The sequence below is a fragment of the Mucilaginibacter sp. McL0603 genome, assembly GCF_049992945.1.
In the GTDB taxonomy this organism is placed as follows: Bacteria; Bacteroidota; Bacteroidia; order Sphingobacteriales; family Sphingobacteriaceae; genus Mucilaginibacter.
The window spans coordinates 3,324,778-3,348,885 of record NZ_CP188251.1; the positions used below are offsets into that span (position 1 = coordinate 3,324,778).

Sequence of the window (24,108 nt, forward strand, 5' to 3'; positions counted from 1 at the left end):
TTTCTATGTCGCCTCATCATCAGTTCCGGTGCTATTTAATGTATCCAATTCCTGTATCAATTTAGCCAGCTCTTTTTCAGCATTTTTTTCCGCGTCAATCTCCTCTTTAGCACCGGCTGCCATATCCTTCTGTAAAATGGTAGTCTCAACCATCGGATCTAAGGGATTGGGACGTTCCTCCTTCTTATCCAGTGATTTTTTTAAATCCCCAACACCCTTATGTGATTCATTAAATTTATCAAGGTCTGGCTTTTTTGTTTGCATGTTTTTCCTTAACAAATACTCTGGTTCACTAGCCAAAGTGCTAACAAAAATAGGCCTGGTTAATACGTTATAATAGATCATCAGGTCGAGGGTAGCCCTTAGGTCTTCAACCGTCTTAGGTATGGGTTTTAGTTTTTTTATGACCTTTTTATCATTAAACAACTCATCCGCACCAAATGAAAAAATTCCGGGAATCCGTTCTGCGGGATCAACACTAGCACCGGTAGGCGGTACTTTGAATTGTACCCATGTAATGATCACCTGAGCATTATCCATTAGAGTAAGTTCATTTGATACCTGATTAATCATCTCTTTCCTGGGGTCCAGGTTGGCTACGGGCGAAGTTGTTTTGGAGGTGCCGAGTTGAGTTGGCGCCCGCATTAATTGTACAGGAGACGCGGTTAAACGTTTTGGCACATTTATAGGTCCTGTTGAAACGGCTGCATCTGCTATTTTTCCGGCCTCTATTTCTGCCGAGTCGGATGGCTGGCTGATAAAGTTTCCAGAAAGGGTAGGGTGCTGAACCTGTTGTACCACATGGGTAAGCTCATGAGCAATCAGTTTCCTGCCTTCTTTATGCTGTGGCTGATATTCATCGGCACCAAAAACTACATGCCCGTTAGTGGTATATGCCCGTGCGTTCAACTGTTGGGCAGAACTTGCAGCAACAGGGTTATTATGTACTTTGACTGACTCAAAATTAAATTGGAGCATGTTACCCATATGCTCTTTAACCGGTGCAACAAGCATAATTGCTGGTGAAGATAGCGCATGCTGAACTGAAGAGAAGACCTTCTGCTGATCAGCTTCCTGTTCATAAACATCATTGCGGCCATCGGATTTTCGCTGAATGAATAACGGAGCAAATAAAGGCATTTGACCGAAATCATACGAGTGCGTTTCTGGCAATACATTTCGGGAATCATAGCTTGTTGTTTCTGAATTATTTTCAGGAGACTGTTTTAAAGCTTGATTTGCTTTTATCTGTTGCGGATTGGCGATAGCTCGCTGATGGACGTTTCGCATGGCAGTCGTGAATTAAATGGAATGCCGTTCTATAACAAAGGAAATAATAATAATCTGGATCTGCAAGCCACGGAGTGAAGCATATCATTGGTATTCAGAGTCCGGGAGCTCAAATTGCAAATTGATATTGTTCAAGAATATAAGAGTTCATTTCTGGGAATATTAGCCCCCTTAAATAAGAGCCAAAAACCAAGAGCAATTTCATCAATAACGATAGGTCCAAAGCAGGCAGGTATTATTATATTTTCCAAATCAGGGGAAATAATAATAGCAAATTGACTCATCAGCAAAAGCAAAGAAGAAAATATACCCCACAAGGCCAATACTTTAGGAATATATTTTGATTTGAATAACAGGTAATTAAATATTGTTGATCCTAACCCTAAAAATATTGCGACAACAGTAAAAGTCAAAGCATAGGTATAATGCATTATCGATAAAGCTTGTAACTGTCCTGAATCGAATGCTTTCAGGTGATTAGCATCACTTAGGAACTGCATTGCAACAAAGTAATTTATAATAGCAACGCAAGCAATCGTTGTTTCCACTAGTCTGAAAAAAACTGCGAGTAAAGCAAGATTTCTGTTTACGGGCCTGAGTAATACATAAAGAGCCCATATCAGTACCACATCGATAGCAAAAGTGATGATATTATTGGCAATTCCGATACGGTATAGTCGTTCATTCGCCACAATATTACTGGCTGTTTTTACAGCATCTCCCTTTACGATAAGACTGGAGGGGAAGTGTACATAAAATTCAGCAAAGAGTCCGGTTGCCATGGCAATTAGATAGAGTAGCCCAGCGAATCTTGCTGCTTTTGATTGGGATGCAATATTGGCTTGATTTTCCATTTATCAATTAATATAACTTATTTTTTGACATGATACAAAAGCTTTAGCGTATGGTCCGCACCATCAAGATAGCTCAACTTATAGTATTTCCACATATCCGTCCGTTCCATTCACCCGGATTTTCTGTCCGTCTTTGATTAGTCTGGTAGCATTCTCTACTCCGACAATTGCTGGTAAGCCATACTCACGTGCGATAACTGCTCCATGGGTCATCAGTCCTCCAACTTCGGTGACCAGGCCTTTTATGGATACAAACAATGGGGTCCAGCTAGGGTCAGTAAATGAGGTGACTAATATATCCCCATCTTCCATATCAGCATCTTCCATATTTAAGATAACACGTGCCCGTCCTTCTATAACGCCGGAAGAAACAGCCAGCCCCACGATAGCTTCGGCTGGGAGATTTTCCCGTTTGTATTTACCTGCAATGATTTCACCGTCAGACGTGATAACACGTGGGGGTGTTAGTTTTTCATATAATTTGTGCTCGTCTTTTCGTTTGCTGATGAGCTGGTAATCCAGCTTATGTGTGCGTACAATTTCGCGAAGTTCTTCAAAAGTGAGATAGTATATATCTTCCTTTTGAAGAATAACGCCCGCTTGCACTAGTTTTTCGGTTTCTTTCGATATAGCCTGTTTACAAACAAAATAGCGACTTATTATACTGTATTTTGGATATTCGCGATAACCAATAAAATTCCGGAGCAGGCTGATCATTTGTTTTGTCTCCTGTACTTTTTGTTCACCATCCGGTAATTGCTTCAAGCGGTCTGATAATTCTTGTTCTTTTTCCAGGGCTTTCTGCCGCCCCTCCTCAAATTTCTGCTTTCCGGTACCAGGTTCAAGGTTTTTTATGTTACCGAGGATCATCGGAACAAGTGTTAACGGTGTCTCGCCCCAGCGGATTCTTGTAATATCGATCTCACCGGCACACCGCATTCCATATTTGTTGAGATAAGCATAGATAGCGTCCCGGGTCTCCTGTCCACCATCAAACTTAACAAGGTCATCCAAAAAGTTATCATCTTTAACGTGCTGTAAATACTCAATTACTTCAGGATAAGGCCGGATCACATCTGCGACATCCAATAGCTCCAGACCCATTTCCGAAGTAACGTTGTTCGGTACAGATTGAGAAAGCGTGTCTGCTACAGTTTTTTCGCCCAACCACTCGTTCATTTTTTCATTGATCCATGCTGAAGCATTTATAGCAGCCAGGAGCACACCCATGTTCTTTGACTCAAATAAGCTCTTTTTTAATTGCTGGATATCTTCCAGGATAAAATCAAACAGATCCGTTCCTGATTTCGCCTGGATGTTTTGTTTTAACTCATCTATCGATGTTTGACTACGCTTAATCAGATCAGAAACGATTGCCGGATCGTTTTCGATTTGTGCCAAGATATCAGCAGACGATTTGCCTTTACTGCTTTTAATAGGAAGCAGATCTTCTTTTTCATTCGGTAACGATTTTATAAAATCTCCCCGATCTATAATGGTCATGAGCGCGTCTTTTATGAGCGGATCATGTTCTCCCATAACATCTATGAGCGTTTTTCTGCTAATGGGCGAAGCCAGGCTTTGTGTTACGTCAATAAACAGCCGCCCACCAGCTTTAAACATAGGTCGAAAAGCTGTTAATTGCCATAAAGATAGGCCCAATGGCTTCATGGCGTCGGTCATCATTTGTTGATGGCCTACAGATACATAGACGTGATTTCCTTGGTCATTCGCTTCAGGGGTTGGGAATAAAGTAGTGATTGGCCGGCTCTGGACAATATAGAACGTATCATAATCCCAACACCATTCAATATCTTGCGGGCAGCCAAAATGTTCTTCTATCTCTCTTCCTATAAGAGCAAGCTGTAAAATTCGCCCGTCTGTTAGCGCTTGTCTTCTCTGCCGATGCGGGTCCACCTCCTGTTCTTCTGTACCGCCATCTTTTAAAGCAACAATAATCAGCTCTTTAATTGGTATTTGCTTACTGATAATCTCACCACCTTGCACTTTATAGTTATCAGGATTTACCCGGCCGGAAACCAATGCCTCACCAAGGCCGAAGCTGGCATCAATAGATACCACTTTCCTGCTTCCTGTGATGGGATCGGCAGTAAACAAAATTCCTGCCGCCAGCGGGAATACCATTTTTTGAACAACCACAGCCAAGTAGACTTTGCGATGGTCGAAGCCGTTTTGAAGGCGGTAAATTACTGCACGATCCGTAAACAGGGAAGCCCAGCACTTGCTGATATGCTTCAAAACTGTCTCTTTCCCGATAATATTCAAATACGTATCCTGCTGTCCTGCAAACGATGCCGTGGGCAAATCTTCCGCGGTAGCACTAGACCGCACTGCAAAGGCATCGTTTTCACCAAACTTTGTGAAATACTCTGCAATCTCTTCCGCCATATCCTCAGGAATGGGGGCGCCTTCGATGACCATACGGATCTTTGCACTGATTACGCTGATTTTTTCCCGCTCTTCTGCCTTAAGACGCGATAATTCATTTAGCAAGCTGTTAAGTTCCTGATTATTTTCGGTTATCTTTTTATACGCTTCGGTGGTAACGCAAAAACCCTTGGGCACCCGTATGCCCTTGATTTTGGACAGGTCGCCCAGATTGGCGCCTTTACCTCCTGCAAGCATAAACTTTGATCTGTCGATCTCCTGAAAAGGAAGTATATATCCTTTTTTTGTTACAGCTTTGAATTTGTTTTCCGGTGTCATACTGATGGCTTTTTAGGGATGTGCAAACCAAAAATATAAGGTATAATGTATCAAAGCACAGTTTTTTAACTATATTTTTTTGTACGCAATATGATGGAAGTAAGGGCGTTATCCATACAAATAGAGTGATCGAGGGAGTGTTTTATTTGCAATAAAATCGCCCGAGATTCCATCCTATTAGAGTCCCTAATAGGATGGAAAGTTTTACGAGATGAATGGGCAGGTATCGCCTAATTGAGAACCTAATTATAACAGGGTTATTGATTATCTAAATACATTGATAAAGCTTCTAAACCGCCGCCAAGCACATCTGTAGAAAGAAAATACTCCTGTCCATTTTTCCAATATACGGGTTTGTCAACAGTGGATATTTCACTGCCCACAAAATAAATATCAGTACCCAAAATGGTCATACTGTAAACGTTTCCAACATTATTAGTTGTAGGAAGTACATATTCTGTCCCGTTTTTCCAATATACCGGGTTACTTGAGCCAATATTTCCGTCTGATCCGGCAATATATATATCTGTGCCCGCAAATGCCATAGCTGAAACCGCCCCATAAGTATTTTTTAGCGTGAGAATGTTTTCTATACCATTTTTCCAGTATACGGCAATACCGGTTTCAGAGCCTCCAAAATATATATCGTTTCCGACAATCACCATAGCGGTGACCGATGCATTACCACCGGTTATTGGCAATATATTTCTTGTTCCATTTTTCCAATATACGGCTTTATCACCATCATAACCTGCGAAGTAAATATCTGCCCCCTGTATTGCCATTGTATTAACCAGCGCACCGGCACTAATGTAGGGCAGCGGGTTTTCTACACCGTTTTTCCAATACACAGGCACATTACCATCATATCCAGCAAAATATATATCTGTACCTGATATAACCGAAGTAGTAACCTCTCCCTGATTACTTGTAGTGGGCAGCATGCTTTCGACGCCATTTTTCCAATATACAGGATGCCGGCTATCCGGCACATCACTCCCACCCAAATATACATCTGTCCCCGATGTCAATATGGTTTTGATTAACGCGTACGTTCCAGTCCTTGGGAGAACGCTTTCGATTCCGTTTCGCCAGTATACATCATCACCCGCAAAATATGTAGTAAGTGTAAGGTTATATGTAAAAACAGGTCCGGTTTGAACAGTTGACATTGTAGTTGCAACACTTACAGGGCCTGTACCGGGACCGACTGGTACCACTGCTTTTAAGGAGGTAGGTGTAGCGCTTTGAACTACCGCTGACATTCCATTGAATTTTACAATATTATCACTTGTCACATTGCTAAAATTAGTACCCGTTATAGTTACTACCGTATTGTACCCGCCAGAAGTAGGGGAAATAGAATTGATGGTTATAGCTGGGGGTGGTGTATTTGGCGGTATATAGGTAAAAACAGGCCCATTAACAGCCGCCAAAGTAGCTGTTCCCACACTAACCGGCCCTGTTCCTGCCCCTAAAGGTACCACAGCTTTTATGGTTGTGAGGGTAGCGCTCTGAACGACAGCCTTAACGCCGTTAAATTTTACAATATTGTTGCCGATGGTCGTGCTAAAATTAGTTCCCGTTATAGTAACAATTGTGTCGGCGCTTCCTGAGGTTGGAGATATCGAATTTATGGTGATAACAGTGGGGATGGGGGTGGGGGGTGGATTGTTTTTCTTGCTACAAGATATTGCAAATAGAGCACCCACAACAAAAACGATAAAATTTAGGTTCTTCATTAAGAGATAAAGTTTAGATTCTTTACTAAGATGTTTATACAGATGTAACCGTTTTCGAGTAGCTACCTGCCAATTGAGGCGAGCGACTAACCGAGGTTAACACGTTATAAATATCAGCATTTCATTGTACTGCCGCAATACTTTTTATTTTAAGCGTGGGCGCCAAAAAAACCCTATTATGTTTTGAAGCCATAAATATCCCTTCTTTAACTCTCTTTATAAATATGTTTCATAACAAAATTAGGGAAAGGCATTTCTTAGTCTTATCTTTAACCAGCATTACTTTTCTTGGAGAAGCAAATGACAGCATTCCAATTCATTCCAGTGACGCCACATCCTTTGTTAAGCCCATACATTGCGAAAATGTGTGTGTTTGAAAGCAGCGGCCGTCTTCCTGCCGCGGAAAGAAAACTAATCGTCCCAAATGCAAATTTCAAATTAACGCTTACTTACCACAACGGAATTGAAGCCTGCATAGGTGACAAGGTCTTTATTCAAGGCGAAAGCAAACTAAGTTTAACGGGCCTTATCGATTTGCCTGTCATCCTTGATTCCCATGAAGACAAGCAGACTGGCACGATAATTATCGAATTCAACCCGCTTGGAGTTTATCGGTTTTTTCGTTTATCATATGCTGAGGTCAAAAATCAAATTGTGGAGCTGGAGGATCTTATAGGCAACCATGCAAGGACCTTTCAATTGCAACTTGCCGAAGCAAGCTCGGTGACGTTGAAATTACAGATCCTGCAGGGTTTTCTAATCAAACTGCTGGAGAAAACCGAACCTGACCCGATATACGACTATTGTATCAATCGTATATCGGACTCCAAAGGTCTTCTCACCGTGGCGCAACTTGAAAAAGAAACCGGCTATAGCTCAAGATGGCTTCATATAAAGTTCTCGGAGCATCTGGGTACGGGACCCAAAAACCTATCCGAGATAGTCCGATTCAAACAATTTTACCAGGTGTATTCAACCGGTATTAAATTACAAAGCATAAAAGAACATATTTATCATTATTATCACGATCAATCCCATTTCATCAGGGCATTTAAAAGGTTCACCGGATCTACCCCAACCGACCTTCAAAATAGCATGAATGAACTAGCCACTAAACATTATACGAGTTGACTTCCGATTTGTACAATACACTAATCTATCATCGGCCGATCTTTGTTTAAAAATTAAATGAAATGACAAAGAAAGATTTTACGAGCAGTATCTCTGCAAAAATTAGCGCGGGCGAGGCGATAAAAAAGATTAGCAATGTAACGGAGTGGTGGGGAATAACCTTTAATGGAAATTCTGAAAAACAAAATGACAAGTTTATAGTAAAGATGGGAGGTGATTCTTTCTTTAACTTTATTGTGGAAGAATTAATTCCAGGTAAAAGAGTTGTTTGGTTAATTACAGATTGTAACATGCCCTGGTATTCGGACAAAAAAGAATGGGCTAACACCAGGTTGATTTTTGATATTACTGAAAATAATGGCATAACAGATCTGAATTTTAAGCATGAAGGCCTTACGCCGGACGTGGAGTGTTACAAGGACTGTGCACCAGGCTGGACTCATTGGATCAAAACAAGTTTATTGTCCTATTTTACTATAGGGAAAGGCGTTTTCCGTGAGCCGTCGATTTAACACTCGCGAGACGTTTCACACATATAGTAAATAGTAAAACATTTAAACCATGACGAACCAAAGTTATAATACTAACATCGAAGTCACAGTCGATCCGACTGATGTTTTCGATCGCATCAACGATGTTCCGAAATGGTTTAAAAACAAAGGATTTGAAGGCCCCCAGCACAAAATTCAATGATGAATTCATCTTTTGCTATGGAGATGGAGGTAATGCCCATTATTCAAAACAGAAGTTGATAGAATTTATTCCGAGTAAAAAAGTGGTGTGGCTGGTTACGGATAGTAAGATCAATTGGATTAAAAACAATAAGGAAGAATGGACAAACACACAAATGATTTTTGAGATATCCACCAAAGGCGATAAAACCATATTGCATTTTACTCACGAAGGGCTCGTCCCTGAATTGGAGTGTTATTCTGACTGCAAGCAGGGGTGGAATATGATCATTAAGGAATGGCTATACAACTTTATCACTGATTAGCCTGACGGAGGTTTCTTATGACCCTTGCAAATGCGATTAAATCTGATGTGGTAAATAAGCAGTATAAGGTCGGAATTTCCACCCATACTGCTTATTTAGTGAGTTTAGATCCTTTCTGCTATGTATGCTGCAACTTCTGCCAGTCTGCTGCTGAAACCCCATTCATTATCATACCAGGATGCGACGGAAAGCAGGCCCTCCTGTTTTACGGTAAGCTTCATGTCCATGAGCGACGAATGGGGATCTCCTACGATCCTTGCTGAAGTCCATTCATCTTCCAGAATGTCCATTACGCCCAGAAGCTCTCCCTTGGCAGCTTTTCTAAATGCTTCATTAACTTCTTCAGCGGAGCAGGCCTTAGTGGTGATCAGGTTAAGTTCTGCTATACTTCCTGTCCTGGTTGGAACACGGTATGCTTTCCCTGTAACTTTGAGATCGTTCCAAATAAACTTTAAGGCTTTCGCAGCGCCTGAAGATGAAGGAATAATATTTTCAGCTGCCGCCCAGGAGTCGCGCCGGTCAGACATTGGCTGATCAGTCAAAGATTGTGAATTGGTATAGGAGTGAACGGTGGAAAATAAACCATACTCAATGCCAAACGCCTCCCGGATAACCTTTATCGGAGCTGCCAGTGCATTCGTCGTGCAGCTGCCCATACTAATGATATAATGCTTTTGAGGGTCAAAATGATCTAAATTTATTCCCTTGAGCAGGACGGCATCGCAATCTTCCAGCGTTTTGCTGGGTGCGCTGACTAAAACATACCTGGCTCCATGATCCAAATGAGCCTGAGCGCCTTCGCGCCTGGTAGCGCGGCCCGAACAGTCAACAACCAGTTCGACACCCAATTCCTTCCAGTTCGGAATGCCATTTGCAGAGTTTACATAGGCGATTTTATGTTCATCCAATACTAACCCATGTTCGTTGGTGCTTACAGCCCCCTGCCAGCGGCCATAGTTAGTGTCTACGCTGAATAATGCGGAGAGCGTTTTTACATCTTTTATATCTGCAACTGCTGTCGGCACGGAAAGCTTCCGGTCCAGGCTGATACGCAAAAATTGACGGCCAATCCGGCCAAATCCGTAAACTGCGATTTTTTTCATAGTTTTTTTAATGTTATCGGTTCCTAAAATAAGGTCAAATTAGAATTTATGTTTGCATGTATCGCGGACATTTATCAAGAATTGTTAATACTTTAGCAGTGTCTCTCCTAAGATTGGAGATAGAATGGTTGGGAAGTTTAAAGCTTGTCGATTTTCTTTTGAATCGTCTGTTTATCAGCCTGATTCCTTGCAAGCAAGATTGCTTTTTGAAAATTCTGCCTGGCTTTTTGATTATCGATATCTGTATACAATTCGCCAAGCAAGGCAAAATAAAACTGATTATCGGCGAGGTTTAGTTTTTCCGCTTCAATAATAGCTTCCTGTTTTCCGTTCGCTTTTGCAAGTGCATATGTTCTGTTAAGCGCGGCTATCGGTGAATATTCGATCTGTAAATACCTATTGTAGAGTTGTAGAATGTTTTCCCATTTATCTTTTGCATCTGTCTTTTGAGTACTCCAGTAAGCTATTGAGGCTTCCAGGTGATATTTCGAAACCGTGTTTCCGCAAGCCGACCGGTTTAAAAAATATCCACCTTTACTTATCATATCCGAATTCCATAAATTAACATCCTGATCATCATAAAGTACAATTTCGCCGTTCTGATTTACCCTGGCTTCAAATCTTGAAGCATGGAAATACATTAATGCCAGCAATGCGTTGGCTTGTGGTTTATCTGTACCTTCATTATCAATAAGCATATTGCACAACCGCATAGCCTCAAAACATAACTCTTTTCTAAGTACCTGATCCTGGCTAACAGAATAATATCCTTCATTGAATAATAAATATATCGTTGTCAATACATTTTCCAACCTTCGATCTATTTCTGACGGACCGGGGAATTCAATTTTTGTTTTTTCTTCCCTGAGTTTTTCCTTTGCCCTGAATAATCGCTTATTGATGGTTTCTTTATTTGTCAGGAATGCCTCTGCAATTTCCTGTATACCGAAACCACAAAGGATGCGAAGTGACAAACCGATCTGAGCTTCCGGGGAGATGGATGGATGACAAATAGCAAACATCATCTGCAACTGGCTATCATTTATGTTTTCTGTCGACAGATCGATCTCAAATTCATAAAGTTCAGTAGAATTATTTCTGACCTCCGGACTAATCTTATTTTCAAAAACCGAGTTGTGTTGTAAATAATTCTTCGCTTTATTTTTAGCGACATTATAGAGCCAGGCAGTTGGATTTTGGGGAAGACCATTATATGGCCAGCTTTGTGTAGCCGTAAGAAAAGTATCACTTGCAATATCCTCGGCCGTTTCAATCTGTTCAAAGCCGAAACGCCTGCAAAGCACAGCAACTATTTTTCTGTACTCTGACCTGAATAAATGCGGTATTAACTCCTGCTGTCCCATAACGAAAAGCCCCTGATAAATATAATATTTCCAGGGGCCTTTATACTTTTAGTGAGCGTCATCTCTTTTGGCAATTTTGCGTACTTCCATCGTGTTGCCTTCTCCCTGCAAAACAGGGCAACCCTTTGCAAATTCAGCTGCTTCATCAGCAGAGTTTGCTTTGACTACTATAAAACCGCCAATTGTCTCTTTTATCTCGCCAAAAGGCCCATTGGTAACCACCTTATTGTGGTGTACAGTTTTAGCGTCATCAAACAGTAGGCCTGTGCCGCTTACAAATTTGTTTTGGGCAGCAATACCGCCAATCCAATCCATGGTTTGTTTCATCCAGATTTGCATTTGCTCTGGCGAGGCTATTTTGGTGCCATCTTCATGTCTCATAATTAATGCGTACTCATCCATTTTTTTAAGATTTATGTCTGTTATCAGCAGACGGTTATTGAATTTATGAATTATAACCTGATATCAAGTGAGTATTTTGAAATTGGACATCGATGTTCAAATATATTAATCTGTATCCGGGGTTTTCAATATAATCCGGCTAACTAAAAGAGAAGTGAAATTTAAGACTAATACAGGAGAGAGTGCCGATAAACCAAACTCGGCACAGCAAAAAATCCCACTATTGTGGGACTTATTTTTTTCAGAACGAGTAATTTTTTATTGGAGAAAAAATCAATCAAACATTGAGACGCGCGAACACCCTATTGACTTTTTCTTTAAGATAAATTAGTCCAGCTTTCCGTTTCCGTTTCTCCGCTTCCAACTCTGCATGGATTTCGTTTATGCATTCCCCGAATAAGGTAACACCTGGGTGAAGGGCACGCGCAGCTTCTGCGACTTCCAGGGCGAACCCGTACTGCTGTTCCAGCAAAGCAAAGACGATCAGCATCAGATATTCACGGGGTTGAAGGTCTTTTTTCATCTCCCGGAGATATGTGACCTCGGCCCAACCAGGGCTGGTCCGCATGATCCCGCGGTCGATATATGATTTCATGTTGGCGGCGTAGCCGGAATTCAGCCGTTGCACTCCCTTCACGACCATTTCAGACATCCAAAATCCCTTTTCCTTCATCTGGGACATGACGGAATGGAGTTTATCTTCTTCTTTGTAAGCATCCATAATGCCCGGTTCCAGCTCGGCGGCCAGAATTCCGTCCTGCAGCGCAGGAGAAAGACTGTTCATCAGTCGCATATCGGTACCTTGCGAATCGGTTTTGAACCAATCGATATAGTCGACATTGGCTTGTTTTAATGATTCCATCAGTGTTATCGCCCGCAACTGTACCTTTTTTACCACGGAAAAGAGGCCACTATGAACCCAGGGCTTTAATTTTTCTTGCTCCGGCTCCAGCAAGCTGGAACAGTAGGGCGAGGAAGTCAGATAAAAGTCAGTCAATTCTATCGGTTCTGCAGTCACGATCCGGTTGAAGATGATCAGCTTTTTGTAAGCACTATTCGTCTGCTCCGTAACATTAAACTCACGGTCATCAGCATCGAAAGCCAGGCAGACGCAATAGGCTGCGATCTGTTTCCATTTAGCATTGATCTCTCCGGATGCGCCAATATCTAACAAAACAGGAGGCCGGTTGGCGAAATATTGGGACTCCAGCATTTTACTTATAATTTTCATAGATCTTTTTTTTTATTAGTACTAAGCCGTGTAGATATATTTCTTGGTAAGTTATAGAAAAAAGCACAGTTAAGCAATCTTTCACTTTTTTTTTAACCGACCGGGAATTAACAATTGCTTATCAATGTGGCTGTTACTGGACCCAGCCCTCCGAAAATTAGTTAGCATTAACTATTTAAGGGGGTGGCAAATTGGCCGAATTTTGCGGACCCGGTCTCGATCAGATAGAGAAACTATGGTCAAAATTGGTTAGGCTAAAAGGTCAAAAACGCCTAAAATCAGCGATGTTAATCGTTTTTGACCTTTTTGCTTGGCGGAGAGCTATCGTTTAAACACAGTATGATATAGTCTTGTAGATCAATAATTTATGTCATTTTTAAAACTATTTGGAAATGATATAGGCAAAACTACTTTAGCGGCTGTTTAAGATATTCAGCCTATATTTTGAAGAGAGTTTTTATACCGGTTGCAGCGATTTGCAAACCGACACAAAATGTGAGGAACGCAATCATACGATTAACAATTTTTTCTCCGTGAGAGCCAAGATAACTGATGACTGTTTTGGTATTGAGAAAAACCAGATATATGACCAGACACAGAATAATTATCGATAAAAATATGGCTCCGGTGTTAATCAGGTACTCGCTTATATCAGGGGAAGTACTTTCCGCGCTTAATGTAAATAAAACGGATATAGTACCGGCACCAGTCGTAACGGGGAAGGTAATAGGGTAGAAGAGTTTATCCTCTATATTCTTGTATCCCGACAATTTCATTGCCTCATCCGGGCCTTCTTCCTGTTTGTCAGACGACAGAAATTCCCAACCCATTTTACAGATCATGATACCACCCGCTATCCTGACAACAGGAATGGAAATACCAAAGAATTCCAATATCCAATGGCCGGCAATCAAGGAAACCATACATATAAAAAATGCATATATTGAGATTTTTCCAACTGCCTGCCGTTTTTCAATTGTGCTAAGATGAGAAAAATAGGGAGCAACCATAAAAGCCGCGCCAATAGGATCGGCAACCGGCAACAGAGCAATGATGCCGATAAAAAGTAAATGGACAAATGAATGGAGGAAAAGTGACATAATATGATCATTAATGGCTTACATTATTATTCAGGGCATGATCGATGGCTTTTGATCTCCTGGATATAATTTTATCCGCTCACCTCTTTGCCTGGCTAACATTAGAAGTGGTAGTTTGAGCGCCGGCGCCCAAACCAATAGCAGCCAGCGCCAACCTCAACAACAAATATCTTTTCATGATCATTCATTTGAGTTATTCATTATAGACTTGATTAAAATCTGCAGTGTTGATATCAGTTATATAAATTGTCGGATGATGTTCATTGAGTTCACAATAAATTTTTAAAGCTGCAATTATCAAGAACTAACTATTGAATTTAATTTTGGTGCTGAACTTCGATATGCCAGGGGGGTAGTTCCGGTACATTTTTGAAAAAAGGTTGAAAAATTATTGGGGTCGTCAAAACCCAGTTTATAGGCTATTTCTTTAATGATAAAGCTGGTATAGGAAAGTAAAAATTTAGACTCAAGAATGATGCGGTTGTTTATACTTTCCTTGGCATTTAATCCGCTATGCTTCTTTAGAATGAAATTGAGATGGTTTGGATGAATATTAAGTGCTTCTGCATAATATTGAACGTTACGCTTTTGATTATAATGAAATTCAACCAGTTCTGTAAATTTTTCTACAGTAGGGTGAGACCTCTGGTCTTCCTGGATCAGCTTAGCATTCGAAAAAAATCGGTCGCAGTCAATCAACAATTCGAGAAGTTTTATCGCAATCATCTCTTTTTTCTCAGGACCACCGTTAATATGCTCTGAAATGATCGATTCGAAAATTTCAGAAAGCGCATTTGCCTGCTGATCGTCCAGGTACATATAAGGCCGGATACCGTATTTTAATATCCTGCGATTGCTGATGTATTGCTTCGGAAAGGCACTACTCAGGAAAAAATCCAGATCAAAATTTAGCATATAACCGGAACATTCCGCCATTAGTAATTTACAGGAATGAACCACTCTTTTAGGTACAATAAATAAGGTGTTATCTTTGACGGGGAAATTAAATAAACCAATACGTTTTTCTCCTTGCCCTTTCTTAATGAGTGTGATCATATAAGGAGACTGCCGGGACGGCGATATCTCTCCATCAATTTTTGTCATTAAATCTTCCAGCCTGTAAACTTGAAAGGGCGAAGAATGCTTCATATGCTTGTCCAGATCGATCACTCCATTTCTGCGGTTTTTGCCATAAATTACTTCATAATTATGGAGGGTACTTTGATCGCCACAATTGGCCGATGTAAATGATGTCGATGCAATTTCCATTTCTTTATTGTATTTGATTACAATAAGCCAAGTGATGTGCCATGCTATAATTTACTTATTATCAGATTGTTGATAAAAAACAACATCAAATACCTGAACGAAATAATGAAGATTTGCGATTACTATTATCTAAATACAAATAATCGAGGAATACTAAAATAGATAGGCTGGTGCGTATGATATATAAATTTATTACTGGTGGTATAAATTAGATAGAGCCAACCATTTTTTAAAAGCATAGTAAGTATACCCCACGTTGATCATTGCATTTGCTGCCTCCGGCTCGCCCTCGATTTTTGCATTCACTGCATCGATCATAGCAGCTAACAATGCCTGTTGGTTATAATATTTCCTTTCTGCTACCTTGTAATTTTCTTCAGTTGAACCGAGGTCATGTTCATCTGTTTTTGTAGTTCATAAAGAGCTTCGCTTCATGATACTTTATATAGCTCGCTTTCACATTTACGTCAAGCGTTTGCCTCGTGGGGGTTTTGTTGTGCAGAGATTCTTCAAAATGGACTTTTTCGGACCTTATTTTTCCTGGTGCCTGATATATTGAAGAAATATGATAGCGTACATCGATTCCTGTCTGCCATATATTGTAAAACACGTCATAACCTTAGGACGCTATTTCTGACCTCATTATACCTTTGAATAATGCCTTAACTGCCATCGTCGATAATTGGATATATTGGCACCCTAATCGTCTCAGGTAATTGCTTTCATCTTTTACTTAACTATTTAATTATTGCAGGTCCGAAATACTGAAAGTTCGTTCCTGCAGTTATTAATTCTGAAAAATTTGCTCTTTAGTGATTTGAAGTTTAATTAGTCTGGACCTAAGTGTAGATATAGGTACTCCAAGAAATTTTGCTGCGCCACCCACTCCTGACAATTTTCCACCACATTTTTTTAATGTTGTTAGGATATGATCTCTTTCATTTTCCTTAATGGTTTTGAAGGAGAAGTCTTCCCGGGTATCCTTTTCATAAAGGTTTTTTTTAGGTAGAAAAATTTCTTTTAGGGAAGAGTCATTAGTCATCAAAACGCTGCGTTCCATTAAATGTTCAAGTTCCCGGATATTCCCGGGCCAATAATAATTTAAGAGCTCCTTCCGAACTTTTTGTGATATAGAAGTTATTTTTTTGCCGTTATTGCGGGAATAGCGATCCAAAAATGCCATTGCAAGATCTATAATATCTTCCTTTCTTTCCCGCAGGGGGGGAAGATTGATAGGGAATACATTTAAACGGTAAAAAAGATCGAGCCGAAAGCGTCCCGCATCAACTTCCTTTTCCAATTCCCTGTTGGTGGCAGCAATTATTCTGACGTTAACCTTAATTGTTTGTTTACCTCCAACTCGTTCGATCTCGCGTTCCTGAATCGCCCTCAGTAGTTTCACCTGTAATTCAAGAGGCATTTCACCAATTTCGTCAAGGAACAAAGTGCCGTTATTGGCAAGTTCGAATTTTCCTACCCTCCGCTCAGTAGCTCCTGTGAAACTACCGCGTTCGTGCCCAAAAAGTTCGCTTTCTATAAGGTTAGCTGGCAGAGCAGCGCAATTAACTTTTACCATGAGCTTGTCTGCACGTGATGAAGACATGTGTATTGCTCTTGCAATAAGCTCTTTCCCGGTACCGGTTTCTCCCATTAATAAGACTGTACTCGTCGACTTGGCCACTTGTGATATATGATTATAAACCTCTTGTATACAAGGGCTGCTACCGATTATCTCGTCATTAATGCTGGTATGAATTTGCTCAGTCAAATAGGAATTTTCCTCTTGCGGCCTACTTTTAAATAGATTAATTTCTTCTAACTGGGAAATAATCTGTTCATTGGCGAGTATATTAAATATGGCAACGGAAAGCTGTGCACAAACGCCCTTCAACAATGCCATGGAAATTTGGGAAGTCGTTTGCAACCATGCACAACCGATTGTCTTGTTAGCCACTTTTAATTTTATTCCAATAAGTTGGTCAATGGAATTATCCATATAATATCCGAGATAATCAGATACAACAGGATAGTTATTTAGTCTTTTAAGACTATATAGAACAGGGTCGTCAGAAAGCGTAACCCGTTCAAATATTTCGTCTTCTTTGATTTGAAATCTCTTTTTTGAAATGACATTCAGGTCTTCAGACAGGATTGGCTTTCCACGGCGTGTCGTCAGAAAAATCGAATGCGATTGCGCATCCTGGTTAATAATAGAGACGTGAAAACAATTTACATCGAAAAAATCGGTCAGTTTTGTTTGAATAATATGCAATAGATCCTGTTTATTTCTGAGTGCAGCCATATCATGGCTCAAGCTTAGCAATATTGACTTTTCCTTCTCTCTTTCCAAAATCTCCTCATTCGCTTCGATGTTCGCCACAGCCGTGGCCAAATGGCAGGAAATATGTTCTATAATTTCCAGAGATTCCCCATCAAAGTTGTTTTTTTTGTCGGAAAATAAAATCAGGATATATTTTGCATATTCTTCACCAGGGAGAATTGTCATAGCAATTTCCCGGGCACCGGTCTCATAATTAATTTTAAACCATAATGGCGGATTTTTATCCATAAAACTGTCCATATCAATGACGACCGGCTTCCCGTTCTTAATGGCTTGTCTGTAAATGCAATCATTCTCATTGTTTGATGTTGAAACGATTTCATTGTAAAACGCAGATTCTCTGGCCCTGGAATCAGGATCAAGCAGAAAAGCTTTGTAGGTTTTTCCGTCTTCACTTAGAATACCCATGTTATTGTGAGTAAAGTAAATTAGCTTTTTTAGCTGAATATTGATCACTTTGAGAAGATCTTCTTTGTTTCGTGTTATGGCCATATCAAGTCTCAGTTCCGCCAATACAGATTTTTGAAAATTTTCATGGTCAATGTGCTCTTTCAATAAAATATTGGACATCGCAGTCCATAACATTGGAGACAAATATTTGAACACTTCAATCGCCTTTTCGGTAAATTGATTTTTGGGGTTATAGGCTAATGCAGCGAAGCCAATTATTTCGTCTTTGTTCTTAAGTGGTATTATAACCAGGTCTTTGCATGCGTTTTCACAGCCTGCCCGAATATAATCCGGCATATCGGGATCGGCAGGCTTTTCGCCGGACCGAAATAGGACAGGCCGGTCCGAACAGAGTACACTTTTCATAATCGGATCTTTGACGGAATAATTCGTTTTTTTTAAATTAACCCAGCCGGGGCTATTTGCCATCTCGTCATCTAAAAGGAGTGAATAAGTGTTATTGACATTATCCATTGCGCCGATGATTCCACATTCAAATAATAGTAAAGGCCTTAACCGGACATTAAAGACCCTCGCTAAGTCGTTTTTATCTTTGGCCATTCCCAACTCCTCAAATACTGCATCGATTAGAATTTTTTCCTTTTCCGCAGATATTTTTTTTTCATATGCAATGATGTGGCTTAGGATATTTGTAAATAATGGTGTGATTCTGTCTGCGACCTCAACTATTTCTTCTGACACCGGATTTTGATCAAAATAAAAAATTAGCAATCCGAAAATGTCGAACGCATTATTAAGGCTTAAAACAAGGCAATGATCACAGTCGGTCGGCTTTCTGTTTTTTAAAAATGTGATAAGTTCGTTATCTACATGAGGCCGCCGGAACATAAATACCGTGGCTGCACTGTTTGCAGTTACCACATCTATTGGTACGATGAGATTTTGTTCTTCACCTGCCGGAACATCGCCAGAGCTATCTGACAATCGCCCGTTGGATAACCCCAATGTCATGAACTGTTCAAAGCTTATTTGATTCTCACGCTCTAACAGGATTTCAAAATCCATGTAATTAAAGGTTTTACGAAGTTCTTCGCAAAGCAATAAATGCAACGAGTTCTTATCCCTGATTTTTAACAACTCGGTGCGCAAGGAAGTTATTGCCATTTTACGTTTCTCCTGAGATTCTACCGGGCCAATAACATGCTCAAACTGATTATAATCTGGCTGGTTTAAGGCTATTGATGTTGTGCTGGCATTTAGCGTGGAAGTATTTTTCATGGGGGAAGGATTAGAGAATTAATTTTTGCTATCTATATTTAATTTAATATTTCATGCATACGGTCACTATTATTCAATACCAGTGCCATGTATTAAATATCTAAAAATCAATTATATAGGCAAACTAATTTCGAAATTCCAGTGAAATATCACTTAATTTTATCGCTTTTTTTATCTAAATATCACTAATGGGGGTTAACTATGTTTGAAATTCAAAGACTTTGCTTTCATTCTTATAGCCGACCGGCACAGCAAAACCTATAACTTTACTTCATTAAAAAAACAATATGAAAAAGCTTCTCTTAACTTTTGCCTGAATAGCGAGGTTTTCAGGGTTCGTCTTCGCCTCAAAAGAAAAAGAGATTTAGCGATGGTAGAATCAATTTTTGGCAAAGAAAAAAAACTTTCATCATGAAAAACAAGCAAATTGAGGATTTGAAAAAAACTGACTTTTGGAATCTATCCGATGAGTATGAAAGTGCATACTACGTTATAAGCCCTGGACAGGTTAGGATTATCAAACAATATGGATAAACTATAATCCCACGGGCGATACGACCGCAGTCAGACTTGCAGCTAAAATGATCGGAAACAGCGAAATTGTGATCGTTTCTACAAGAGTATTTTGACAGGCTTAACTAATTGTCATAGAATTGTCATTTCCAGCTTTGAGTATCCACAAGCATTGTGCCGATTTGTAAATTAATAATATTCAGATGATTATAAATTGACAATTATCAATTGGTGACATATAAACAATTTTTAATCTTGTAATTGTTGATATGTCGATAATAGACAACAAACTTGCGGCCGGGTATTTATCCTGTTTTCCGTTTGGCTTAAAATATCAGTTTTTACAGGGTAAGTGTTTCAAATTTATCACGATTTTTACTTATAAAACTGAGACACGTTTAGAATGCGGCCGGTCTTGGGATTTGAGAAATAAAGAATATGGAGTATGAGCATCTTTTCACATTTAACGGAAACTATCTGCTTCTTTAGTTTTTGGACTGAAACACGTTATCAAAAGCTCAACTCATCCTTTGTGATCAAATTTATTATACCGTTGGTTTTAGATTACAGTTATATTTAATGTTAAGATTAAAAGTACAGATAGTAATTCAATTCATAAGAAAGTATTATTTGAACAGTTATGAAAGCTAAAATACTTATCGTTGAGGACCAATTTGTTGAGGCGAATAATCTACGTCTTATGCTTGAGCATGCGGGGTATAAAGTTTGTACTATTGCAAGGTCGGTACCTATCGCCTTGAAAATTATTGAAAAAGAGCACCCGGAGTTGGTACTGCTCGATATTATGCTCCAGGGGGAGCTTACAGGCATAGACCTGGCTAAATCACTGAGAGCTAAAAATATAGCTTTCGTTTATCTGTCCGCAAACTCGAATAAACCAATCTTCGCCCTGGCAAAAGCGACCAAACCTTATGGATTTCTCGTAAAACCTTTTCGTGATAAGGATGTATTGGTTATGCTGGATGTAGCATGGTACCTTCATCAGGAACAATTACAAAACATAAATCAAAAAAAAGTTGCCACGCCTGTAGATAATGACACTGATCGCCCCTTAGGCCTGGATTATATTATTACAGAAAGCAAGGATATGCTTCAGGTACTGACAAGTGTAAAAACAGTAGCCTCAACGGATACCTCAGTATTAATTTTAGGTGAAAGTGGTACCGGAAAAGAATTAATAGCCCGCGGCATTCATCAGGCTTCTCAGCGGGCAACTAAGCCTTTCATTGTTGTCAATTGTGCAGCATTGCCGCAAAATCTCATCGAGTCCGAACTATTCGGGCATGAAAAGGGGTCATTCACCGGTGCTTTTAATAAAAGGATCGGAAAATTTGAACAGGCAAACGAAGGCACCATTTTTTTAGATGAGATTGGCGAACTGCCTTTGGAATTACAAGTGAAGTTCCTTCGGGTTTTACAGGAAAAAGAAATAGAGCGTATCGGAGGCCAAACCAGAAAGATTAACGTTCGTGTTATCGCTGCAACCAATCGTGACCTTGAAGAAGAAATATTGGTTGGCCGCTTCAGAATTGATCTTTATTACCGGCTCAACGTTTTCCCTATTTTACTGCCTCCGCTGAGGGAAAGAAAGGGGGACATTCTTCTACTGGCACATCATTTTATCACGTTTTATTCGAAGAGGGAAGGAAAAAAAGTAATCGGCTTGTCCGAACGGACAGCAAAAGAAATGGTAAACCATCCATGGCCGGGAAATGTACGGGAATTGGAAAATCTTATAGAGCGGTCAGTGTTAATGGCTACCGGATCAAAAATTGAAAATATAACTCTTGCCAGAGGCCTGCAAAAACCTGGATTAATTGAGGACGATCCTGAAAAACTAAAAACAATGGAAGAACATATGCGTGACTATATTTTGGCAGTATTAAAGAAATGTAACTGGAAAATTTATGGGAAAGGCGGGGCTGCAGAAATTCTGGGTATGAACGTTTCAACACTTAATTCACGTATAAAAAAACTGGGAATAAAATGAGGTTAAAAAAACCTGGGGAGGCCATAAACGCTTCAGCGCAATTTGCATGGAGGCGTGCACATAATAGATTCTATGGAGTTTTCATTTGAAATCGATTTTCGAAATCATAACCAGGTGCATCTTTACATTGCAACACGTTGTACATATTATTATACATTTAATTCGTAGCTAAAATCCATACTTGAATATTTGCGGGCAATACCGTTTGATATCATAGTTATGAGCAAACTCTATGTTTTTGCCTTAATGACGGCATACAGTTCAGGTGCTTATGCCCAGGAGATTTCCCGGCATGGGGTAGATTCTCTTTTGAAGGTAACAATTCATGTAAATGCCGCCCAGGTCGCCTATGAAAGAGGAAACAAAGAGGATGATATAAGGCTGCGAGATCAAAACATCAGCCTGCTCAAACAAAATGCGCGCCTGCAGCAGGCTTTGTGGGACGAGGCTGTCAGGCTTCGGAACGAAACGATCACCGGTATTTTAATTCTACTGATATGTGTGGGGCTATTTTACAGGCAATATCGGCTTAGGCAAAAATCAGACCGGTTGGTTAGTCAGAAAAACAAAATAATTACCGAAAAGAATGAATTATTTGATCGTGTGATCAAAGAGAACGAGTGGCTGCTCATTGAAGTGCATGACCGCGTTAAAAATAATCTCCATACGATTCTATCCCTTTTGGAGTCTCAATCTATTTTCCTGGAAAATGAGGCCTACAGGGCATTGGAAGACAGTAGGGGCAGGGTATATGCGATGTCACTGATCCACCAGCAACTCTATCGCTCTGAGGACATCAATGCGATCAATATATCCATCTACCTTTCAGAATTCGTCTGCCATCTCCAACAAAGCCCGGTTGCGCATAAGATTCATTTTGAACTTAATGCCGCACCTATACAACTGTCGCTATCACAAGCCATGCCTCTGGCCCTTATTATTAATGAGGCAGTCACAAATTCTATCAAATTTGCATTCCCCGGCAAAAGAAGCGGCGAGATTAAAATAAATCTCTCGCGGACAGATGAGTTGATCAAACTGGTTATCGCAGACAACGGCATTGGGATCGATCCTGTCCTCCTTGACACATCCCGGAATTCATTAGGTATTACCCTGATCAAGGGGCTGACAGAAGATATCAAGGGAACCCTGCAATTTGAGTCAAATAAGGGTACTTGTGTCACCCTGAGCTTTAATGCAGATTATTTTTATCATCCGCCTGTCCTGGGATAGATCAGAATCCTTAAACCGTATTTGAGCAGACTTTCGATTTGATTTTAAAATGTTTTTGTTTGAATAACAAAGTTTGTCGTCGCTCGATTTGCTGAACTTTAAACTGTGCGGATAATCCATTTTCGGGCTGCCCGTATTTGCCATTTTTGAACCATGAATATAAGTCTTGAGCATATCGAGGTTGAAGAAGATCTGTTGGTGATCCACAAATATATGGAGGTCTTCCAAAAATACCGTGATGATGGTATTATTGACTTGGATAAACACCTTAAAAATCAATTAGATTTTCAGATATACCGCCTGGAAGACGCTGTTCCGATAGTTCGCGGTATTGTTCCCTCGTCCCGCCAGACAGCCTATTGGATTACCCTTGTAAAAAAAGGGTCGGGGGAAAAATCAATAGGGCTGTTTACTTTTCCAATTGAAGACAATTCATTATTTATCATACCTAAAAGGGTTATTCATTCCAGCAAATACTTGCCAACGGACTGTGCCGGATATATTTTAACCTTTAATGTTGATTTTTTTTTGGATAAAGCATTCCCTGCAGAGCACGTCATCAACAGGAAAGTATTTAAAAGTTCTACACGACCTTATCTTCATCTTAATGAAAGTCAGATGCGGATCTTTTCCAAAATCTTCGAATGGATATTAAAAGAAAACGCCTCTGATGAAGAAGAAAAAAAAATGATAATTGCACTCAAGATCCTTGAAATGCTGATATACAGTGATCGCCTGTTTACCAAAGCGGAATTGATCAGTAAGGGAATCGTGTACCATCCCCTTATCGAACAATTCCATGAACTGGTTGAAATTAACTTTAAACAAGAGCATAGTGTCAAGTTTTACGCTGATGCATTGGCAGTTCACCCCAATCATATTAATTTTCTTTTAAAAAAACATTGTGAATTAAATGCGAAGGAGAGCATCAATAAAAGGATCATTTTAGAGGCAAAGTATCTTTTATCAAATCCCAGGCTCACAATCAAAAATATTGCCCTGGATCTTGGTTTTTCGGACGCGAATAATTTCTCCACCTTTTTTCATAAGTCCGCAGGTGTGTCAGCGTTTGCTTACAGAAATTCAATAATTAAATCTAACCAAAAATGAG

Annotated in this window: 17 protein-coding genes; 6 read left to right on the forward strand and 11 right to left on the reverse strand. The window is 39.9% G+C overall.

All coding sequences use genetic code 11. The annotated features are described in order from the left end of the window. Positions 1–3: 3 nt before the first annotated feature. The 4 genes from ACPPVU_RS15220 to ACPPVU_RS15235 form a co-directional block, all read right to left on the reverse strand. On the reverse strand, positions 4–1,290 hold the full coding sequence (locus ACPPVU_RS15220) for a DUF4157 domain-containing protein (RefSeq protein ID WP_426667373.1): 1,287 nt from the start codon (positions 1,288–1,290) through the stop codon (positions 4–6). Positions 1,291–1,421: 131 nt separating this feature from the next. Then, entirely contained in the window at positions 1,422–2,144 is a 723-nt protein-coding gene (locus tag ACPPVU_RS15225; RefSeq protein WP_426667374.1) for a DUF4386 domain-containing protein, read from the reverse strand. Positions 2,145–2,222: 78 nt separating this feature from the next. Then, positions 2,223–4,871, reverse strand: a complete 2,649-nt coding sequence (gene ppsA, locus ACPPVU_RS15230; protein WP_426667375.1) for a phosphoenolpyruvate synthase — start codon at positions 4,869–4,871, stop codon at positions 2,223–2,225. 257 nt (positions 4,872–5,128) lie between these two features. Continuing rightward, a complete protein-coding gene (locus ACPPVU_RS15235) occupies positions 5,129–6,613 on the reverse strand; it encodes an IPT/TIG domain-containing protein (protein ID WP_426667376.1) in 1,485 nt (494 codons plus the stop codon). A gap of 300 nt (positions 6,614–6,913) precedes the next feature. On the opposite strand from ACPPVU_RS15235, the gene ACPPVU_RS15240 reads away from it, so the two are divergent. The 3 genes from ACPPVU_RS15240 to ACPPVU_RS15250 all read left to right on the forward strand — a co-directional run bounded on the left by ACPPVU_RS15240 (position 6,914) and on the right by ACPPVU_RS15250 (position 8,741). Next, positions 6,914–7,744, forward strand: a complete 831-nt coding sequence (locus ACPPVU_RS15240; protein WP_426667377.1) for a helix-turn-helix domain-containing protein — start codon at positions 6,914–6,916, stop codon at positions 7,742–7,744. Between the two features lie 62 nt (positions 7,745–7,806). Next, positions 7,807–8,256 carry an SRPBCC domain-containing protein gene (locus ACPPVU_RS15245; protein WP_426667378.1) on the forward strand — a complete coding sequence of 150 codons (450 nt, stop codon included), beginning with the start codon at positions 7,807–7,809 and terminating at the stop codon, positions 8,254–8,256. A gap of 152 nt (positions 8,257–8,408) precedes the next feature. Further along, on the forward strand, positions 8,409–8,741 hold the full coding sequence (locus ACPPVU_RS15250; protein WP_426667379.1) for an SRPBCC family protein: 333 nt from the start codon (positions 8,409–8,411) through the stop codon (positions 8,739–8,741). A gap of 104 nt (positions 8,742–8,845) precedes the next feature. On the opposite strand, the gene ACPPVU_RS15255 is transcribed toward ACPPVU_RS15250, so the two are convergent. The 7 genes from ACPPVU_RS15255 to ACPPVU_RS15285 form a co-directional block, all read right to left on the reverse strand. Then, a complete protein-coding gene (locus ACPPVU_RS15255) occupies positions 8,846–9,844 on the reverse strand; it encodes a type I glyceraldehyde-3-phosphate dehydrogenase (protein ID WP_426667380.1) in 999 nt (332 codons plus the stop codon). Between the two features lie 137 nt (positions 9,845–9,981). Continuing rightward, a complete protein-coding gene (locus tag ACPPVU_RS15260) occupies positions 9,982–11,208 on the reverse strand; it encodes an RNA polymerase sigma factor (protein WP_426667381.1) in 1,227 nt (408 codons plus the stop codon). Between the two features lie 48 nt (positions 11,209–11,256). Next, positions 11,257–11,610, reverse strand: a complete 354-nt coding sequence (locus tag ACPPVU_RS15265; RefSeq protein ID WP_426667382.1) for a YciI family protein — start codon at positions 11,608–11,610, stop codon at positions 11,257–11,259. A 277-nt stretch (positions 11,611–11,887) separates the two neighbouring features. Beyond that, entirely contained in the window at positions 11,888–12,841 is a 954-nt protein-coding gene (locus ACPPVU_RS15270) for a hypothetical protein (protein WP_426667383.1), read from the reverse strand. A gap of 437 nt (positions 12,842–13,278) precedes the next feature. Continuing rightward, complete coding sequence (locus ACPPVU_RS15275) at positions 13,279–13,941, reverse strand: MarC family protein (protein ID WP_426667384.1); 663 nt, start codon at positions 13,939–13,941, stop codon at positions 13,279–13,281. A gap of 297 nt (positions 13,942–14,238) precedes the next feature. Then, a complete protein-coding gene (locus tag ACPPVU_RS15280) occupies positions 14,239–15,210 on the reverse strand; it encodes a helix-turn-helix domain-containing protein (protein WP_426667385.1) in 972 nt (323 codons plus the stop codon). Between the two features lie 787 nt (positions 15,211–15,997). Beyond that, positions 15,998–19,027 (reverse strand): sigma 54-interacting transcriptional regulator, encoded by a 3,030-nt coding sequence (locus tag ACPPVU_RS15285; protein ID WP_426667386.1) that lies wholly within the window; start codon positions 19,025–19,027, stop codon positions 15,998–16,000. A 1,366-nt stretch (positions 19,028–20,393) separates the two neighbouring features. Here ACPPVU_RS15285 and ACPPVU_RS15290 point away from each other — a divergent pair. The 3 genes from ACPPVU_RS15290 to ACPPVU_RS15300 all read left to right on the forward strand — a co-directional run bounded on the left by ACPPVU_RS15290 (position 20,394) and on the right by ACPPVU_RS15300 (position 24,107). Beyond that, on the forward strand, positions 20,394–21,764 hold the full coding sequence (locus tag ACPPVU_RS15290; RefSeq protein WP_426667387.1) for a sigma-54-dependent transcriptional regulator: 1,371 nt from the start codon (positions 20,394–20,396) through the stop codon (positions 21,762–21,764). 219 nt (positions 21,765–21,983) lie between these two features. Further along, a complete protein-coding gene (locus tag ACPPVU_RS15295; protein WP_426667388.1) occupies positions 21,984–22,997 on the forward strand; it encodes a sensor histidine kinase in 1,014 nt (337 codons plus the stop codon). A gap of 153 nt (positions 22,998–23,150) precedes the next feature. Continuing rightward, positions 23,151–24,107: a helix-turn-helix domain-containing protein gene (locus ACPPVU_RS15300; protein ID WP_426667389.1), complete on the forward strand. Its 957-nt coding sequence runs from the start codon at positions 23,151–23,153 to the stop codon at positions 24,105–24,107. Position 24,108: the final 1 nt, after the last annotated feature.